Genomic DNA, 17,577 nt, shown 5'->3' on the forward strand with positions numbered 1-17,577 from the left:
TCACGATCTCACGGCTCGGCTCGGGCCGCCCAGCGCCAGGATGGCCGAGCACACGTGAGCCAGGGAGGCAACCAAGGCCTTCCCATCGATCCGGCCAGGGGCGGTAACTTGAGCCAGATCGCGCTGACCGAGTACGGCGAGGGCTTCTACGGCGTGCCGGACGGAAAGCAGGATCCGCGACATGTCCGCAGCCGGCGCGAGCTCGGCAGGAGACTTCAGCGCCGGCAGGTTACGCAGCTCGAACGTCCCCTCCGGGTTGGTCGAGATGAGACGGCCCAGCCGACTGGTCATCTGGTCAAAGGTGATTCGCGGGGCTCATGCGTCGCTGGTCGAACAGAAGCCGCTGCCAGTGGTGCCGTACGGCCTGCCAGCGGTCGAGCACACGGTGAAGACCTTCCGCCGATCGGTGGAGCGTGCGGCGAACAAGTAGTTCGCGGGCGGGACGCAGTTCGGTGTGTCGGCGCGTCAGTATTGTGACGGCCTTGGTTTGGTAGGCGCGAAGGAGGGCCACGACAGCGGCTGGCTCGGTGGTCGCTGTTGTTCAGGCGCTGGTCGGCGCGGGCGAGTCTGTCTGCTGCTGAATGTATCCACCCATTTTGGTCTGTCCGGAAACGGGCCATCGCGGCCGGGCTCTCGGCGCGAGACACAGGCGTACTCCCCGGAAATTGGCGCTACCAAATCACATTGATATCTGTAAATATCGGTTCGGATGGTGCTGGAAGTGGCGCTTCGTCTCATGTGACGACAGGTCGGCTGGTGCGGTGCAGCAGGACGTCATGCGGTATGCCATGTCAAGGGGAGGCCTAACGTGCGTGACTCGTCAGTCAGTCTCGACCGGATCGGTGATTCTTGGTGAGCCCGGCGTTGCCCCGCCGGGCGCTGGCCGAGTACGTGGGCACGCTGCTGCTGGTGACGGTGGTGGTCGGGTCGGGGATCATGGGGCAGGAGCTTTCGCCCGACGACGTGGGACTCCAGTTGCTGGAGAACTCGACGGCGACGGTCTTCGGGCTCGGGGTGTTGATCCTCATTCTCGGCCCGATCTCCGGGGCGCACTTCAACCCGGTGGTCACGCTGGCCGACTGGTGGGTGCACCGCAAGCTTTCGCTCACCGACGTCGGGGTCTACGCCGCCGCCCAGATCGCCGGCGCCGTCAGCGGGGCCGTGCTGGCCAACGCGATGTTCGGCAAGGCGGCTGTCACCTGGTCCACGCACGACCGCTCGGCCGGGAACCTGCTGCTCGGCGAGGTGGTCGCCACGGCGGGCCTGGTGCTCGTCATCTTCCTGCTGGTCCGCGCGGACAACGCCCGCCTGGCGCCGGTCGCGGTCGCCTCCTACATCGGCGCGGCGTACTGGTTCACCTCGTCGACCAGCTTCGCGAACCCGGCCGTGACCATCGGCCGGGCCTTCTCCGACACCTTCGCCGGGATCGCCCCGTCCTCGGTGCCGGGGTTCGTCGTCGTCCAACTGATCGGCGGCGTGATCGGTCTCGCCCTGGTCGCCGGGCTGTACGGCCGGGATCCGGGCACGGTGACGACCGGACGTGTGGACGCCGACCCACTGCTCGCCGATCGCACGCTGTGATCTGGCGGAATCAGCCGACATGTTGTACGGCGTAATTACGAAAAGTATCGTAATGGTCACGTAACATAAGCCACGTGCACGAATAGGCAATCTTGTCAAGACCCTTGACCATTGCCGTCGGCCCAATTTAATGTGCACTCGTCGGCTACATCGATAGTTATCAATGTAGTTCATCTGGTCGAGATTGGGGGCGCTCTGTGGGAGGAAAGGAGCGCACCGCATTCTCCACCGCATCGCATTCGACTCCGGCGGTGGACGCCGCAGGCGGCTGGCGGGGGTCGTACGTCTGGGCGACGCTCATCGGCCTGGCCATCGGCGTGCTGCTCTGCGTCCTCAACGTGCTGGTCCTGTTCCGCACCGGCACCTCCTTCGGAGGGTCGGCGCTGGTGGCCGCGCTGGGCGCGGCGCTGCTCCGGGTGGCGGGGGCGCTCAGCTGGCAGGGCCTCTTCGTCGTCTTCTCCATCGCGTCCAGCGGATACATGGCGACGGCCGCGCTGGACACCGGCATCGGAGCCGTCGTCCTGCGGGCCGGTGAGTTGCCGGCCTGGGGTTTCCTGGTGGTGCTGGCGATGGCCGCGAACGCCCTGGGGATCTTCCTCGGCGGGCTCGTCGCGCGGACGCTGGTGGTCGCCGAGAGGCTGCCCTACCCGACCCTGAAGCCGGCCATCACCCTGATGGCGTCGCTCAGCGGCCCGAAGGACGGGGAGAGCGACCGGCTCGGCCGCATGCTCCCCATCGCCGCGGGCGTGGGCGCCGCGTCGGCCCTGGGGGTCGCCCTGTGGGGCCACGACGTCACGCCGGAGGTCACGGGCACCCATCTGGCCCTGGCCCTCTCGCCCCTGCTGTACGGGGTCGGGTTCCTCATCGGGCCGCGCGCGTGCGCGTGGCTGGCGGCCGGCGCGGCGTACACCGTCGTCGTGTGGGCGGTCCAGGACGGCGCGGCGGGCCGGTCCGTGGCCTACACCGACCATCTGTCCTATCCCTGGGTGCTCGCCGCCGGTGTGGGCCTCATCCTCGGCTACTCCGTCGCCTCGATCGCCCGGGTCCGCGGCCCGCTGGCGCGTTCCCTCCAGGGGGGCCGCCTGCTCCCGGGCCGTACGCGGTGGCTCGCCGTCGCCGTCCTCGTGGGAACGGCGCTCCTGGCGCTGATCTACCCGTCTCTCCTGCGCTACCTCGGTTACGGCCTGCTCGGCGTCGTGCTGCTCGCCGTGATGACCGTGTTCCTCACCCGGGCCGGCGGCGAGATCGGGCTGGTGCCGTTGTCCCCGGCGCTGTACTTCAGCGTCGTGGCCTTCGCCATATCCGGCGCGGACCAGACGGCGGCGTTGCTCATGGCGTCGACCATCTGCTGCGCGGCCCTCGCCGCCGTCTACTTCACCTACTCGGTGAAGGTCGCCCACGACCGTCCCGAGGGCCTGCCGGAGCCGCCCAGGCGGCTGACGGGCTGGACGCAACTGGCGGGCGGCCTGGCCGGCGCCGTGGTCGGCGTCCTGGTGATCGCGGTGCTCAGCCGCGCTGGTGTGCTCGGTGGACGTTCCTTCCCCGCCCCCGTGGCCACCGCGGTCCAGTTCGTGGACGCCACCGTCCGGGGATCGGCCGAATACCCCGCCACCGTGGCCCTCGCGCTGGCCGTCTCGGGCCCGGTGGGCCTGGGCCTGGCCTTCACCTCGGCCATGCCCACCATGATCGGCCTCGGGGTGCTGCTTCCCCCCGCCTACTCGCTGACCCTCGCCGCCGGAGGCCTGACCCAGTGGCTGCTCACCCGCCGCAACCCCGGCCGGCGCAGCGCCACCGAGATCGTCGCCTCCGGGCTGATCATCGGTGAGGGCCTGATCACCGTGGCGGTGCTCATCGTGCGGGAGGTCCTGCGGTGACCCGCCACCTGGGGCACGCGCCCCACCAACGACTCTCCCCGCCGCGTCGCGGCGGGGAGCGGGCCGGAGAGCGCGGCAGAGAACACAGTGGAGGAGGTGATACCTATGATCGCCATTTCCATGATCGAGAACGCCGAAGTGTCCGAGAAGCAGACCGACTGCTGCACCGCCATGCGCGGCCGGAAGAACCTCGACGTCGTGACCAGCATCATGGCCAACGACCCCGACGGCTGCGAGTGACCGTGGCCGGCGGACCGTACGACAGAGGTATCCCCTGCCGCGCCCTCCAATTCCCGGCCCACCCCCTCAACCACCCCCCGGCGGCACCACGGACCCCGTTTCTGGGAGACACACCATGCTTGTGAGCCCGAACACCGTCACCTTCTCGGTGGAGCTCCCCGAGGGCACCCTGGACCCGGCCTATCTCGACGAGAGCGGCAAGGTGAGCGTCCTCGCCAACGCGGTGTCCGGATCGATGGACATCGTCACCCCCGCCGAGGTCGCCGTGCTCGAACGGGTCCGCGCCGGAGACGATGCCGTCGACCGTGAGCTCGTGGCCGGCCTGCTGGAGCGCGGGTACGTCTGCACCGACCCGGTCGAGGAGGAGGCGCGCTACCGCGCCATCGTCGACGGCTACTTCCAGGCGATCCAGGAAGCGCCGTTCCAGTTCATGTTCATCCCGTCGTTCGTGTGCAACCTGGCGTGCCCGTACTGCTTCGAGGGCGAGCTGACCACCAAGAGCCCGCGCATGGACGAGGAGATGATCGAGGCCGCGTTCGACACCATCCCGGAGATCCAGGACCGGCACCAGAACTCCGGCCCGCCGTACATCACCCTGTTCGGCGGGGAACCGCTGCTGGACACCGCGTACCAGCGCGGCGCCGTCGAGCAGATCCTGCGCGGCTCCTACGATCGCGGCTATCCGGTCACCGCGATCACCAACGGCGTGGCGCTGGACGCGTACGTGCCGATGCTGCTCAAGTACGGCTGCGAGGAGGTCCAGGTCAGCCTGGACGGCACACCGAGGACCCACGACACCCGGCGGGTGTTCCGGAACGGCAAGCCGACGTTCGAGCTCATCGAGCGCAGCATCGACGTGGCCGCGGAGGCCGGCATCCGCGTGCTGATCCGGGTGCTCGTCGACGAGGACAGCGTGGACGACATGCCGCGCTTCGCGGAGTTCGCACAGGCCAAGGGGTGGCTCGACCATCCGAAGATCCGCCTGTTCAACGGCTTCACCAAGGCCACCACGTTCCTGTACGTCACCCCCGACCACCCCGAGGAGAAGCGCAAGCGCATGGTCCGGGGGGACGTCAAGGCCGGGCTCCAGGAGGCCTTCTGGCGCATGGTGCAGCAGAACCCCCTGGTGGACCGCATGCTGCAGCCCGACCTGGCCCGCATCAGGTCGGCCGTCCTGGAGGGCGACCGGCTGCGGCCCAACCTCCAGGGGTGCAGCGCCGGCACGAGCGTCGTCGCGTTCGACCCCAACGGCAAGATCTACGGCTGCCCGGAGACCGTGGGCCGTCCGCAGCACGCCTGCGGGACGTTCTACCCCGAGTTCAGCTACGCGGCCGGCTACCGGGATCCCTGGCGGCACCGCCACGTGGACACCGTGCCCATGTGCCGCGACTGCAACGTGAAGTTGTTCTGCGGGGGCGGCGGCTGCCCCATCAAGGCGTGGGCGGCCAACGGCGGCGACTTCAACACCTGCTACTGCCCCAAGGTGTCCAGCATCACGACGCGTGTCGAGACCCAGTTGGCCTACCTGCTGCCCATGGCGCTGCGCCGACAGCAGGAGCACGCGAACCGACCGGAAGGAGAAGAGGGAACGTGGGAGCAGATGACACGCGTGGGTTCGTTTCCCTGGATGAGCTGATCCGGCCGCGGACGGCGGTCGAGACGCTCGCCGAGCCGGACGCCTGCGGATGCGCCCCGGCGACCGCGGACCAGGCGGCGGGCTGCTGCGCGGCACCGGAAGCGGCCCCGGCCGACCAGGGACCCGTCCCCGTCGAGACGCACGTCAAGAAGCGCTACGACGCGCTGGCGGTGCAGGGCACCAGCACGCTGTGCTGCTCTCCCACATCGGTGTACACCCCGGAGGAGCTCGCCGAGATCCCCGACTGGGTGCTGGAGCTGTCCAGCGGCTGCGGCTCTCCCATGAACGCGATCGGCCTGCGCCCCGGGCAGACGGTCGTGGACTTCGGCTGCGGCGCCGGCCTCGATCTGCTGATCGCCGCGCGCCGGGTGGGGGAGACGGGCCGGGTCATCGGCGTCGACGCGTCGATGCAGATGGTCAGGACGGCTCGCCGCGCGGCCAAGGAGATGGGGCTCAAGAACATCGACGTGCGGGTCGGCGACATCCGGCGCCCGCCGGTGCGTGAGGCCAGCGTGGACGTGGTGATGAGCAACTGCGTCCTCGGCATGTTCCCCGACAAGAAGGAAGTGCTCCACGCGGTCGCGGCCGTCCTGCGCCCGGGCGGGGTGGCGGTGATCTCCGACGTCGTGTACTCCGACGACGGCCCGCCCCCGGCGGACGTGGCGGCCGGCGAGTCCGCCGGCGCGGAGGACTTCGCCCGGTGCGTGGTGGGCATGACCGAGAGCCAGTACCGCGACCTGGTGCTCGGCGCGGGCTTCGGCAGCGTGGACATGCGCAGCGACGGGCTCGTCCCGTACCGCGACGGCGCGCAGGTCACCAGTGCCATGATCTTCGCCTACCGGGACGACAGCCCCGCGCAACCGTGCTGCTGACCGGCGGCTCGCCCGCGCTCTTCCGGGACGCCGGCCTGCGGGTGGACGACTACGCCGAGGTCCGTGTCGAACGCGCCAGGACCGTCGACCTGGTGTGGCGCGGCGACGGCCTGGAAAGCAGCGTGACCAGCCGTGACGAGGGGTGCTGTGCCCGTGTGATCGGCCGGTCGGGGTCGGCGTTCGCGTCGAGCACCGCCGTGGACGCCGGGCCGGTGCTGCGCAGGGCCGCGCGTGACGCCGTCGAGCTGGGGTGTGCGGCGGGACGTCTCGCCGCACACCGGCGTTACCGGGACGACCGTCCCGGCGAGGCCGGTGAGCTCGCGGAGACGGTCGGCCTGGCGGAGAAGGTGGAACTGCTCGGCGCCTACCACGCGGCGGCGCTGGCGGCGCATCCCGGCGTGACCGGGGCGCTGGTCTACTACCGCGAGTCGGTCGCGGACGTTGAGCTGCTCACCAGTGAGGGGACCGGCGTATCGTACCGGCGCAGGGACCTGACGCTGCAGATCACCGTCTACGCCGACGGCGGCGCCGCGAGGACCGCCGGCTCGGTGTCGGCCGGCAGCGGCGGCGACTTCTCCGTGGTGCGGGGCCTGGCCCCGGACGTGGAGGCCGCCGTCGCGACCGCCGTGGACCTGCGCGCCGCCCCCGTCGTGGCGCCCGGGGAGTACGACGTGGTCTGCGACGGCCCGCTGGCCGGCATCTGGGCCCACGAGACGATCGGGCATCTCGCCGAGGCCGACCACCACCTCGGGGACGCGCCTCTGCAACGGTCCCTGGCCCCCGGACGCCGGCTCGGCCCGTCCATGCTGACGATCACCGATCACCCCGGACGGCCCGGTGCGCGGGGATTCGTACCGGTGGACGACGAGGGCACGGCAGGGTCTGCGGTGGAGCTGCTGCGCGACGGTGTCGTCACCCGGCCCCGGCTGCACGACCGCTCCACCGCGGCGGCCTTCCGTGAGGAGCCCACCGGCAACGCCAGAGCCCTGAACTTCCGCCACCCCCCACTACCCCGGCTGCGGACGATCGCCATCGCCCCCGGCGCCGCGTCCGAGGAGGAGATGATCGGCGGTGTGGCGCACGGGCTGCTGGCCCGCGGCGTGCTCGGCGGGCAGACCGACCGCGCCGGATTCACCTTCCTGCCGGCGGAGTGCCGGGAGATCCGCGACGGCGAGGTCCGCGGACGGGTCAGAGGCGTGGTGCTGTCCGGTGACGTGCTCGGCGCCTTCGCGGCCATCGACGCGATCGGCCGTGAGCAGTGGCGCGGCGACACCTCGGCGAGCTGCGGCAAGCAGGGCCAGAACGCGCTGCCGGTCAGCTCCTGGGCCCCCATGCTGCGATTGCGAGGCATACGTGTCACCTCTGGCTGACCGGCTGGAACAGGTCGGAGCGGAGGCCGCGGCCCGCGCCGACCACTGGGAGATCCTGGCCGTCGAGCGCGACGACACCGTGGTGGAGGTCGGCTCGGGCGTGCCCGACCTGGTCAGGTCCGCGCACGAGACGGCGCTGTGCCTGCGGGTGCACCGTCACGGCCGGGTGGGCACGGCCACCACGACCCGCCTCGACGACGTGCGGGGGCTGGTCGGCGAGGCCGTACGGAACGCGGCGCACGGGCCCCCGGCGTCACACGACCCGGTCGCCGGGAGGACCGCCGCCCCCCAGGCCGCCGGGACGCCCGCCGCGGATCAGGGCACCCGATCCGTACGGCTCCTGGCCGAGCGGCTGGGCGCGCTGCAACGCTCGTCCGGGCTGACGGTGCACGGCACGGTGACCCGGACCGAGCAGGCGGTGCACCGCGCGGCCCCGGACGGGCGGACCACGACCTCGGACCGGTTCTTCCACGTCGCCGCACTGGCGGAGGGGTCGGCCGTCCAGCTGCCCTGGACCGGCTGGACCCGGACGCCGGAGCTGCCCACGGCGCTCTCCGCATGGCTGGAGGCCGCGGCCGGCTGGGACGGGCTGCCCGTCGCCGACGCGCCCTCCGGCGACCACGACGTGCTGCTCGCGCCGTCCGCGGTGCACACCCTGCTCACCCCGCTGGTCACCGCGCTGAACGGCACCGCCGTCACCGCGGGCCGCTCGTTCGTCGCCGGGCGTCTCGGCGAGCCGTTCTTGCACCCCTCGATCGGCCTGCGCGACCATCCCTCGGAGCCGGCCGCGCCGGACGAGGAGGGCACCGGCGGGCTGGCCTGGCCGGGCAGCGACGACGACGGCGTGCCGTGCGCGCCCCTCACGCTGGTCGAACGGGGCGTCCCGGTCCGGGCCTACCACAGCGTCCGTACGGCGGCCGCGTGCGGAACGGCGCCCACCGGGCACGGGTTCCGGGGCAACGCGCTGCGCCGCACGGTGCTCAAGCCCGCCACGCCGGTGCTCAACGGCGCGACGCTTTCCGCCGGCCCGGCCGACGCCGGTTCCTTCGACGACCTGCTGACCGGCGTCCGCGAGGGGGTGCTCGTCGAGTCGCTGATGGGCGGGCACCAGCGCGCCGGCCTCTCACCGGTCGTCGAGGGCAGGCTGCGGCTCGGATTCCTGATCAGGGACGGACGGGTGGCCGGGATCCTCCGGCAGCGACCGATCGCCCTGGACCTGCGTGAGGTGCTCGGCCGCCGCTTCCGCGCGGTCAGCGACCGCCGGTGGGCCGTGAGCAGGATCTGGTCGGGCCGCCTGCCGTTCGTGCTGGCCGGCGGGACATGACGCGAGGAGCGGCCGATGTATGACGTGATCGTGGTCGGCGGCGGCGTCACCGGGGCCGCGAGCGCCGCCCTGCTCGCGCGGGAGGGTCTGCGGGTCCTGGTGTGCGACCGCACCCGGCTGCCCGCCCCGGCCGTCTCCACCCACTTCTTCGGCCCGACGACGCTGTCCTTCCTGGACCGGCTCGGCGTGCTGGACGAGGTGCTCGCGACCGGCGCGCCACCGCTGCGGCGCTGGCACCTGGAGGTCGAGGGCGGCTACTACGGGGCGCCCATGCTGCCCCGCTCGCCGTACCACTACAACCTGTGCGTACGCCGGGAGACCCTCAGCGGGGTCCTGCTGCGCGCCGCGAGCCGGCACGGGGCCGAGATCAGGGAGCGCAGCCCGGTCCGGTCCCTGCGCCGGGACGGTGACCAGGTCATCGGGATCGAGGGCGCGGGGTGGTCGGAGAAGGCCAGGATCGTCGTGGGGGCGGACGGGCGGGGATCGCCGACCGCCCGTCAGGCCGGTGCGGCCACGACCTTCGACGCGGGAGCCATGCGCTGCACGTTCCACGCCTACTGGGAGGACGTCGTCCCGCTGCCCTCGCCCGCGCTGGAGCTGTGGCACGACGGCGGACACGTGCTCCAGGTCGGCCCGTGCGACGGCGGGCGGTGGGTGGTCATGCTGTCGGCGCCCAAGGGGGAGTACGCGGCGATCCGGGGAGACGAGGGGTACGAGCGCCTGCTCCGGTCGATCCCCGCGATGGCGGACCGGTTGCGTGCGGCACGGCGCGTCTCGCCCGTGTACGCGTCCAAGAGCCTGCGGAACTTCCACCGCGAGCCGGCGGGGCCGGGCTGGCGGCTGGCGGGCGACGCCTACTGCCACAAGGACCCGCTGTTCGGCGCGGGCATCACCGACGCCTGCGCGGCGGCGGAGACGCTCGCCGCCACGGTGCCGCTCGCGGTGGACGGCGACACTCCGCAGGCCCGGGAGAGCTACGCGACCACCCTGGACGAGCGCGTCGGGCGCAAGGTCCGCGCGGGTCTCGCGGGGCTGCGCATCGATCCGCCGGAGCCCGGCCAGCTCGCCTGGATCCGCGGCGTGCTGGCCCATCCCGGGCTGGCGCTGGAGATGACCCGCCGCTGCTCGGAGCTGTTCGCCGGGCTCCCCGAGGACCGGCGTGACTTCTGGCAGCGGGTCGCCGACGGCGCCTCGGAGGTGCTCGGCCTGCCCCCGGCGGCCTCCGTGGACCCGTCGTGACCACCGTCCCCGGCTACCTGGCCGGTTACGTCGAAGACCTCGCGGCGCTCCAGGCCCGGGTCGCCCACGCCCGCTGGCTGGCCGCGACGGGGCAGAGCGACGATCCTCCGGCCCTGCCGGAAAGCGGGCTCAGCCGGCTGACCGACGGCGGGCTCGTCCTCCTGGCCCTGGAGCACGGGGACCTGCACTACGCGGGGGAGCTGGTCCTCTGGTACTTCCGCGTCCGGCTGACGGAGGCGACCGCGCGGCTGCGGCTGCTCCAGCGCACCGTCACCGCCGAGGCCGGCGGCAGGACGCTCACCCACGGCGAGCTCGTCGCCCTCTCGCGGACCGTCACCGACGACCGGCGGCGCGCCGAGGTCCGGGCCGCCCTGGCGGATGTCGGGGAGCGGCTGCGCGAGGGCCGGCGGCGCTGGCTCGACGCGTACGCCGAGGCGCGGGCCGAGCTGGGGTTCCCGACGCACGCCGCGCTGGTGCGGGCGCTGCACCCGGAGGTGGACCGGTTCGTCGCCCACGCCCGGAACTGGCTGGACGCCACGCGGGCCGAGTTCCTCAGGCGATGGGACGGCTGGCGGGCCCGCGACGCCGTCTCCACCCCGTCCATGGGGGACGCCCGCCTCGTCGCCGCACGCGCCGTCCTGCCCGAGGGCGCCGGCGGCGCCCTCGACGGCGTCCGCTCCACCGTACGCGAGTGGGGTTTCGGCGGATGTCTGGACCGCGTCGTCGTCGACGACGTCGCACGGCCCGGCAAGTCGGGCACGGCGTTCTGCTCGCCGGTGGCGCCACCGGCCGACGTGCGGGTGTCCGTCACGCCGGGCACGACGCTGGGCCACCACGCCACGCTTCTGCACGAGTTCGGGCACGCGCTGCACTTCACCGCGGGCACCCGGCACCCCGCCGACCTGTGGCGCACGCATCCGGCGCTGACCGAGGCGTTCGGTTTCACCCTGGAACGGGTCGTCCGGCGGCCGGACTGGCAGCGGCGCCACCTCGGCGTCACGGTGGACGCCGAGGCCGTGGAGCGCCTGGCCTTCGCGCGTGAGCACGTCCGGCGCCTCGTGGCGACCAGCCTCTGCTACGAGATGGCCGTGCACGACGGCCACCCGGACCCGGCCGCCGAGTACGTGCGCTCGTACGAGCGGGAGTTCGGCGTCGCGGTGGATCGGGGGGCCGCGTGGGATCGGATGCAGACCTACCTGGAGGGCAAGCCCTGCTACCCGCTGCTGTATCACCAGGCGTTCATGCTGAGCGAGACGCTGTGGGACCACCTGACCGGCCGGGCGGGGGAGCGGTGGTACGCGGGTCCGGACGCCGGGCCGGCCATGCGGGAGCTCTTCGAGTCCTTCGCCGCCGGCGCCGGCGCCGAGGAATGGCTGTCACCCGGCGGCGTCCCGCTCGGACAGGTCCACGGCGAGGGCGAGCTCGGCCCTGGCCGCGCCGGTCAGCCTGACGAACCGGTCATCGGAGCGCAGGCCGTCGATCATGCCGAGCGTGCGCCGTGAGACCGACCAGGAGGGGAACATCCGGACGGCGACCGTACGCGCAGGTTCCCGGTCTCCCGCGGCGGCCAGCAGCGGGGGGACGTCCTGCGCGTAGCGCCGCGCGAACGGCGTGAGCAGGTGACGGTGCGCGGGGTGGGCGAAGCCGTCGGCCAGCGCGCGGACCTGTGCGACGCTCCCGCTGCCCAGGATGGTCGTCCACGCCCACTCCTTGGCTTCCGTGGTGGGCACCGACGCCCCGAGCCGCTCGGCGAGCCGGTCCTCCACGGTGGCGAAGGCGCCGGTGACGTCCTCCAGGGGCTCGCCGTGCGCGACCAGGGACCGGGCGAGCCTGCGGCGTAACGCGTCGTCCACGTCGATCGGGGCCGCTCCGTGGAACCATTTCCGCACCGTGTCGACGTGACCGGCCGTCAACGCCGCGTCCGCGATCGCCCGCGCCGCCGCCAGCCTCTGGTCCGCGTCGCCGTCCGGAGTGTCGACGACATGCAGCAGGCGGTCCACGTACGACGGCCAGCCGTGGGCGCGGGCCCAGCCCTGCTCGGTGTAGGCCGTCAGCACGGTGGAGACCCGGACGAGGAGCCGCTGGAACACGCCGATCTGCGTCTCCGCCGTCAGCCCGCCGAGGACCGTCGTCAGGAACCGCCGCGGCGGCAGCTCCCCGTGCCGGACCATGTCCCACGCCGCCGTCCAGCAGAGCGAGCGGGCCATGGGATCGGCCAGCCGGCCGATCCGGTGGACGACCTCCTCGGTGGAGCGTGGGTCCAGCACGATCCGGCAGTACGTCAGGTCGCCGTCGTTGGGCAGCACCAGCGCGCCGGAGCGGGCGCCGACGAGCGCGTCCACGCTCGTGCGGGGGCCGTCCGCGTCGAGTTCGTGCCTCCCCACCCGGACCAGATCGCCGTGGCGGTCCTCCGCGTAGACGCCCACCGCGAGACGGTGCGGCCTCGGCGACCCGTCCTGGAGCAGGTCGAAACGCGTGAAGCACCCGGCCTCGTCTACGTCGAAGTCGGCCCGCACCTCGGTGAGCCCGGCCGTCAGCAGCCAGGCGTCCGTCCAGGCGGTCAGGTCCCGGCCGCCCGCCTTCTCCAGGGCGCCGAGCATCTCGGCCCGGCCGGCGGTGCCGTGGGAGTGGTCCGCGAAGTAGAGCCGCATGCCCTCCAGGAACCCGTCCAGCCCCAGGCGGGCCACGAGCTGGCGCAGCACGCTCGCGCCCTTGTGGTACGTCAGCGCGTCGAAGGCCGATCCGGCGGCGTCCACGTCGGGGACGCCGGTCACGACCGGGTGGGTGGAGGGCGACTGGTCCAGCAGGTACGCGTGCGCCTTCTTGCCGGCGGCGAAGTCGGCCCAGGCGTCGGCGTCGTCCGTGAGCCGGGTCAGCGCGTGGACGCCCGCCCAGGTGGCGAACGCCTCGCTCAGCCACAGGTCGTCCCACCAGCGCAGGGTGACGAGGTCGCCGAACCACTGGTGGGAGATCTCGTGGAAGATCATCTCGTCCCGGCGGCGGTGCGCGTACCGGGTGACCGCGCGGTCGAACACGAACGTCTCCGCGGCGAACACGCAGGCGGCGTTCTCCATGGCTCCGAAGTTGAACTCGGGGACGAAGCACAGGTCGAGCTTCCGGAACGGATAGGGCGTCGCGAACGCCTCGGCGAAGAACGCCACCCCCGCCCCGAGCCGCTCCAGCAGCACGGCCGGGTCGAGGTGCGCCGCCAGGGAGCGCCGGGAGTGCACCCCCAGGGGCACGCCGCCGCCCTGGTCCACCGTCCACGACGCCCACGGGCCGGCCGCCACCGCCACCACGTACGTGCTGATCGGCGGGGTCGGTGCGAACCTGTGGACACCCGCCCCCGGGCGGTGAGCGAGCGGGGCGTTGGACAACACGTTCGAGCCGTGAGCGGCGGTCACGCTGATCGCGAAGGGCGCCTTGAGGTCGGGCTGGTCGAAGCAGGCGAACACCCGGGGAGCGTGGCCGGGCTGCAGGTGGCTGTACACGTACACCTGCTGGTCGGCCGGGTCCGTGAACCGGTGCAGGCCCTCGCCGCCGGTGGAGAAGTCGTAGTCCGCCTCCACGGTCAGCTCGTTGACGGCCGCCAGATCGGGCAAGGGAATCCGTCCCGCGCCGTCGTACTCGACCGGCCGCCCGTTGAGCACGGCGGAACGCACCCGCCGGGGCAGTGCGTCCGCCCAGCTGGAGGCGCCCGGCCGGGCGCAGGCGAAGCGGATCGTGCTCCTGGACCGGAACACCGGCTCCCCGGTCCGGCTCAGGTCGACGTGGAGGTCGTAGGACCGCACGCGCAGCAGGGCGCCACGCTCCGTCGCCTCGGCGTGGGTCAGCGGGGGACGCGGTATGACGAGACCTCCTGCGCGCAAGGGTTGTCTAGACTCGTGGGTGATGCGGCCGGGTGACCCACGCCCGGGGCGCTTAGGGAGAGGACCCGATCGTCATGGCCGAGCACGACGAGCCCGTGCTGCTGCCGCATGAGGACCTTCCCGTGGTCGAACCCGGTGTGCCCCGCCCGGCGCGGGTGACGGAGCCGCTGACCCGGGAGCAGAGCATCACGCTCGCCGCGGGCTTCAAGGCGCTCGGCGACCCCGTACGGCTGCGGCTGCTCTCCCTCGTCGCCTCTCACCTCGACGGCGAGGCGTGCGTGTGCGACCTCGTCGGCGCGTTCGACCTCACCCAGCCGACCATCAGCCATCACCTCAGGGTTCTCCGGGACGCCGGGCTCGTCACGTCGACTCGCCGGGGCACCTGGGTCTACTACCGGGTCGTGCCCGAGGCGCTCACCGCACTCACGGGCATCATCGCCCTGCCTTCCGTCGCCACGAGATAGGCGATCCGGCGGGCGGTCGGGTACCGATGCCGTCATCGCGTAAATGATGCGCGAATAATTTCACACACGAATGGCTTCGTGACGATTGTAGCACCTGTATTGACGGTCATCAATACCCCTTTTTGGTACGGCCCCGCGGCATTGTTAATCATTTGTTGCCGGACGTCAAGGATCTTGACCTCGCGGAACGGAGGCTGTTAGCTGACTGCGGATGGCGGATCACTGAAACCACCTCGACTCCCTGTGACGCGAATACTCACTCGTGCCGTGCCATGCGGCGATATCTGTACGGAGCACCGTTACCAGAAGTGAGGCGAACGCCGGTTGATCACCTTCATGACCTTGAGCGGGTTTCTCGGGGCGGGCAAGACCACCACTCTCGTCGCGGTCGCGAAACATCTCCAGTCGCAGGGCCGCAGGGTCGCGGTCATCACGAACGACCAGGGAACCGAACTGGTGGACACCCAGCTCGCCAAGTCCGCGATCGCGGAGGCCGGCGAGGTCACGGGTGGATGTTTCTGCTGCCGGTTCGAAGACCTGCTGACCGTCGCACAGCGTCTGGTCGACGGCCACCAGGTGGACACACTGCTCGCCGAGGCGGTGGGCAGTTGCACCGATCTGCAGGCCACCGTCATCCGGCCGCTCAGCGCCCACTACGGTGAACGTTTCACGCCCGCCCCCCTCCTGGTTGTCGTCGAACCGGAAAGGCTTGACGCGCTCCGCACGTCGCTGCCGCTGGACGACACGGAGTCGGACATGTCCTACCTGTTCGGCAAGCAGTTACAGGAAGCCGACGTGATCGCGCTCAACAAGATCGACCTGCTCGACGCGGCGGAAGCCGCCGCCGTCATCGCGGATCTGCGTGAGCGCTACCCCACGGCCACGGTGCTCGGCTACTCCGCGAAAACCGGCGAGGGGCTGGACCAACTGGTGTCCCTTTGGCTCGGCTCGGAGCCCGTCGGGCGCGGCCTCGACATCGACTACGACCGCTACGCCAACGCCGAGGCCGCGCTGGCCTGGCTGAACCTCAGCTTCGACGTGGCGGCGGCGGAGGGCTTCGACCCGGACGACTGGGCCCGTGCGCTGCTGGAGCACCTGTCCGCGACCGCCGCCCGCAACGGCTGGATGATCGGCCACGTGAAGGTCAGCCTCGAGTCCGCCGGTGACCTGAGCAAGGTGAGCGTGACCGCCGGCGGTGCCGAGCCGACCGTGGACGCCGTCGCGGGGAGGATGTTCACCGGGGCGGAGGCACGGCTCAACGCCCGCGTCGCGTGCGAGCCCGCCGAGCTCGACGCCGCCGTGGCCGAGGCGGTGGCGGAGGTGTCCGCCGCCACCGGCACATCAACCGTACAGAGCGCCGGCGTCCCGTCGTTCAAGCCCGGCTACCCGCGTCCCACCTACCGGATTCCCGCCGCGGCAGGATGAGATGGAATCGGGGGCGGCTGGGATTCGCCGCCGCCCCCCTCCGCGCGTGAAGGAGCCGCCGTGGCCCACGAGGAGATCGTCGACCGCTACTCCAGGTTCGCCAGGACCGCGATGGCCGGCCGGCCCGGCCACGACCCCGCCTCATCGGATGACGCCTCCTTCGAGGAGGGGTGCTTCGGTGCCGCCGGCTACGACGACACCGCCGCCCTGCCCGACGGCGCCCTGCGCGCCAGTCTGGGCTGCGGCAATCCCGTCGCCGTCGCCGACCTCCATGAGGGCGACGTCGTGCTCGACCTCGGCTCCGGCGGCGGAATCGACGTCCTGCTGTCCGCCCGCCGCGTCGGCCCCACCGGCAAGGTCTACGGCCTGGACGCCAGCCCCGACATGCTGAGCCTCGCCCGCGACAACGCCGCACAGGCCGGCGTGACCAACACCGAGTTCCTGCACGGCACCATCGAACACGTCCCGCTGCCCGGCCGCACGGTCGACGTGGTCATCTCCAACTGCGTCATCAACCTGTCCGACGACAAGGCCGCCACCCTGGCCGAGGCGTTCCGCGTCCTGCGCCCCGGCGGCCGCTTCGGCGTCAGCGACGTCGTCACCGACGACTCCGTACCCGACCAGGACCTGCGCCGCCGCACCGAGACCCGCATCGGGTGCACGGCCGGCTCCCTGACCGTCGGCGAGTATCGCACGCTGCTCCTGGACGCCGGCTTCACCGGCATCACCATCACCCCGACCGCCGACCACGGCGACGGCGTCCACTCCGCCATCGTCAAGGCCGTCAAGCCCTCCGTCGCCCCCGGCTTCGAGATCCGCCCCATGCGGGCCGAGGACGCCGGCCAGGTTCTGAGCGTCTACCAGCTCGGCCTCGACACCGGCCACGCCAGCTTCGAGACCACCGCCCCGTCCTGGGAGACGTTCAGTTCCGCCCGCCTCGGCAACCTGCGTTACGTCGTCGCCGACATCCGTACGGATCAGGTGGTGGCCTGGGTGGCCGCCTCCCGCGTCTCCGCCCGTCCCGTCTACGCGGGCGTCGTCGAACACAGCATCTACGTCCACCCCGGCTACGGTTCCCGGGGCCTGGGCCGGGCCCTTCTGGACGCCTTCGTCGCCGCCAGCGAGGACGCCGGCGTCTGGACCATCCAATCCGGTGTCTTTCCCGAGAACACGGCCAGCCTGGCCCTGCACCGGGCGGCCGGCTTCCGCGTCCTCGGCACCCGCGAACGCGTCGGCCGCCATCACGGCGTCTGGCGCGACGTCCTCGTGATCGAACGCCGCAGTCCCGCCATCTGACGCCACCGGTGGCGCGGTTGCGACGGCAGTGCGCACAACGTGCCTCTCCTGGCCACGGCGACGACCGGGCTGTGTGCTCTGGGTTCGACCCGGTTGGCCGCGGTTTCCGGTGGCCTCAGCGTCTTATCGCAGGTGAAGCGCGCGGGGACGGCGGTGGTTGAGCATGGGCAGAGGCAGGGAGGGCCATGCTCACGATGGCGCGCTGCGGGCGGCAGCGCAGCCGGGTCAGGATCTTCCAGGTCTACAAGGTGGCCACGGCGGCCCGATCATCCCGCCCACGTGGGAGCAGGCCCCAACTCCGTCAGGACAATCCGGCTCACCGGCCGAGCGGATCGCCCGGACGCCCAGGCGACCTGGGCGCCGCTCGCCGGTTGCGCGGCCTCTCAC

At 72.0% G+C, this 17,577-nt stretch carries 14 protein-coding genes; 12 read left to right on the top strand and 2 right to left on the bottom strand.

Annotated elements, in window-relative coordinates:
- Positions 1-291 carry a hypothetical protein gene (locus FED44_RS26515; protein ID WP_138462399.1) on the bottom strand — a complete coding sequence of 97 codons (291 nt, stop codon included), beginning with the start codon at positions 289-291 and terminating at the stop codon, positions 1-3.
- 561 nt (positions 292-852) lie between these two features.
- Between FED44_RS26515 and FED44_RS26520 the strand changes: the two genes are divergently transcribed.
- From FED44_RS26520 to FED44_RS26550, 8 genes are all read left to right on the top strand, one after another.
- A complete protein-coding gene (locus FED44_RS26520; RefSeq protein WP_208759181.1) occupies positions 853-1,581 on the top strand; it encodes an aquaporin in 729 nt (242 codons plus the stop codon).
- A 251-nt stretch (positions 1,582-1,832) separates the two neighbouring features.
- Positions 1,833-3,455 (top strand): OPT/YSL family transporter, encoded by a 1,623-nt coding sequence (locus tag FED44_RS26525; RefSeq protein WP_138462401.1) that lies wholly within the window; start codon positions 1,833-1,835, stop codon positions 3,453-3,455.
- A 105-nt stretch (positions 3,456-3,560) separates the two neighbouring features.
- A complete protein-coding gene (locus FED44_RS38215; RefSeq protein ID WP_259402773.1) occupies positions 3,561-3,695 on the top strand; it encodes a hypothetical protein in 135 nt (44 codons plus the stop codon).
- A 115-nt stretch (positions 3,696-3,810) separates the two neighbouring features.
- Positions 3,811-5,331, top strand: coding sequence for a radical SAM/SPASM domain-containing protein (locus FED44_RS26530; protein WP_117408686.1), 1,521 nt, complete (start codon positions 3,811-3,813; stop codon positions 5,329-5,331).
- The gene (locus FED44_RS26535) at positions 5,286-6,203 is read left to right on the top strand and encodes a methyltransferase domain-containing protein (protein ID WP_117408684.1); all 918 of its coding nucleotides are present in this window, start codon (positions 5,286-5,288) and stop codon (positions 6,201-6,203) included. Before FED44_RS26530 ends, FED44_RS26535 begins: the two co-directional genes overlap by 46 nt.
- The gene (locus FED44_RS26540) at positions 6,194-7,573 is read left to right on the top strand and encodes a TldD/PmbA family protein (RefSeq protein ID WP_138462402.1); all 1,380 of its coding nucleotides are present in this window, start codon (positions 6,194-6,196) and stop codon (positions 7,571-7,573) included. Before FED44_RS26535 ends, FED44_RS26540 begins: the two co-directional genes overlap by 10 nt.
- Entirely contained in the window at positions 7,557-8,897 is a 1,341-nt protein-coding gene (locus FED44_RS26545; protein WP_167521595.1) for a metallopeptidase TldD-related protein, read from the top strand. Before FED44_RS26540 ends, FED44_RS26545 begins: the two co-directional genes overlap by 17 nt.
- Before the next feature lie 15 nt (positions 8,898-8,912).
- The gene (locus FED44_RS26550; protein ID WP_138462404.1) at positions 8,913-10,136 is read left to right on the top strand and encodes an NAD(P)/FAD-dependent oxidoreductase; all 1,224 of its coding nucleotides are present in this window, start codon (positions 8,913-8,915) and stop codon (positions 10,134-10,136) included.
- Positions 10,137-11,512: 1,376 nt separating this feature from the next.
- Here FED44_RS26550 and pepN read toward each other — a convergent pair.
- Complete coding sequence (pepN, locus tag FED44_RS26555; RefSeq protein ID WP_167521596.1) at positions 11,513-14,005, bottom strand: aminopeptidase N; 2,493 nt, start codon at positions 14,003-14,005, stop codon at positions 11,513-11,515.
- 74 nt (positions 14,006-14,079) lie between these two features.
- On the opposite strand from pepN, the gene FED44_RS26560 reads away from it, so the two are divergent.
- The 4 genes from FED44_RS26560 to FED44_RS36630 all read left to right on the top strand — a co-directional run.
- A complete protein-coding gene (locus FED44_RS26560) occupies positions 14,080-14,469 on the top strand; it encodes an ArsR/SmtB family transcription factor (RefSeq protein WP_117408676.1) in 390 nt (129 codons plus the stop codon).
- 324 nt (positions 14,470-14,793) lie between these two features.
- Positions 14,794-15,894: a GTP-binding protein gene (locus FED44_RS26565; RefSeq protein WP_262367370.1), complete on the top strand. Its 1,101-nt coding sequence runs from the start codon at positions 14,794-14,796 to the stop codon at positions 15,892-15,894.
- 60 nt (positions 15,895-15,954) lie between these two features.
- On the top strand, positions 15,955-17,190 hold the full coding sequence (locus FED44_RS26570; RefSeq protein WP_208759183.1) for a GNAT family N-acetyltransferase: 1,236 nt from the start codon (positions 15,955-15,957) through the stop codon (positions 17,188-17,190).
- Positions 17,191-17,375: 185 nt separating this feature from the next.
- On the top strand, positions 17,376-17,577 hold a 202-nt coding region (locus tag FED44_RS36630), incomplete at its 3' end, for a hypothetical protein (RefSeq protein ID WP_208759184.1).

This window comes from Microbispora triticiradicis, assembly GCF_005864065.1.
Classification (GTDB): Bacteria; Actinomycetota; Actinomycetes; order Streptosporangiales; family Streptosporangiaceae; genus Microbispora; species Microbispora triticiradicis.

Bases quoted from the DNA above. Each gene is read 5' to 3' on its own strand.
- FED44_RS26515 (WP_138462399.1), bottom strand. From the start codon at position 291: ATGACCAGTCGGCTGGGCCGTCTCATCTCGACCAACCCGGAGGGGACG.
- FED44_RS38215 (WP_259402773.1), top strand. From the start codon at position 3,561: ATGATCGCCATTTCCATGATCGAGAACGCCGAAGTGTCCGAGAAGCAG.
- FED44_RS26530 (WP_117408686.1), top strand. From the start codon at position 3,811: ATGCTTGTGAGCCCGAACACCGTCACCTTCTCGGTGGAGCTCCCCGAG.
- FED44_RS26550 (WP_138462404.1), top strand. From the start codon at position 8,913: ATGTATGACGTGATCGTGGTCGGCGGCGGCGTCACCGGGGCCGCGAGC.
- FED44_RS26560 (WP_117408676.1), top strand. From the start codon at position 14,080: ATGGCCGAGCACGACGAGCCCGTGCTGCTGCCGCATGAGGACCTTCCC.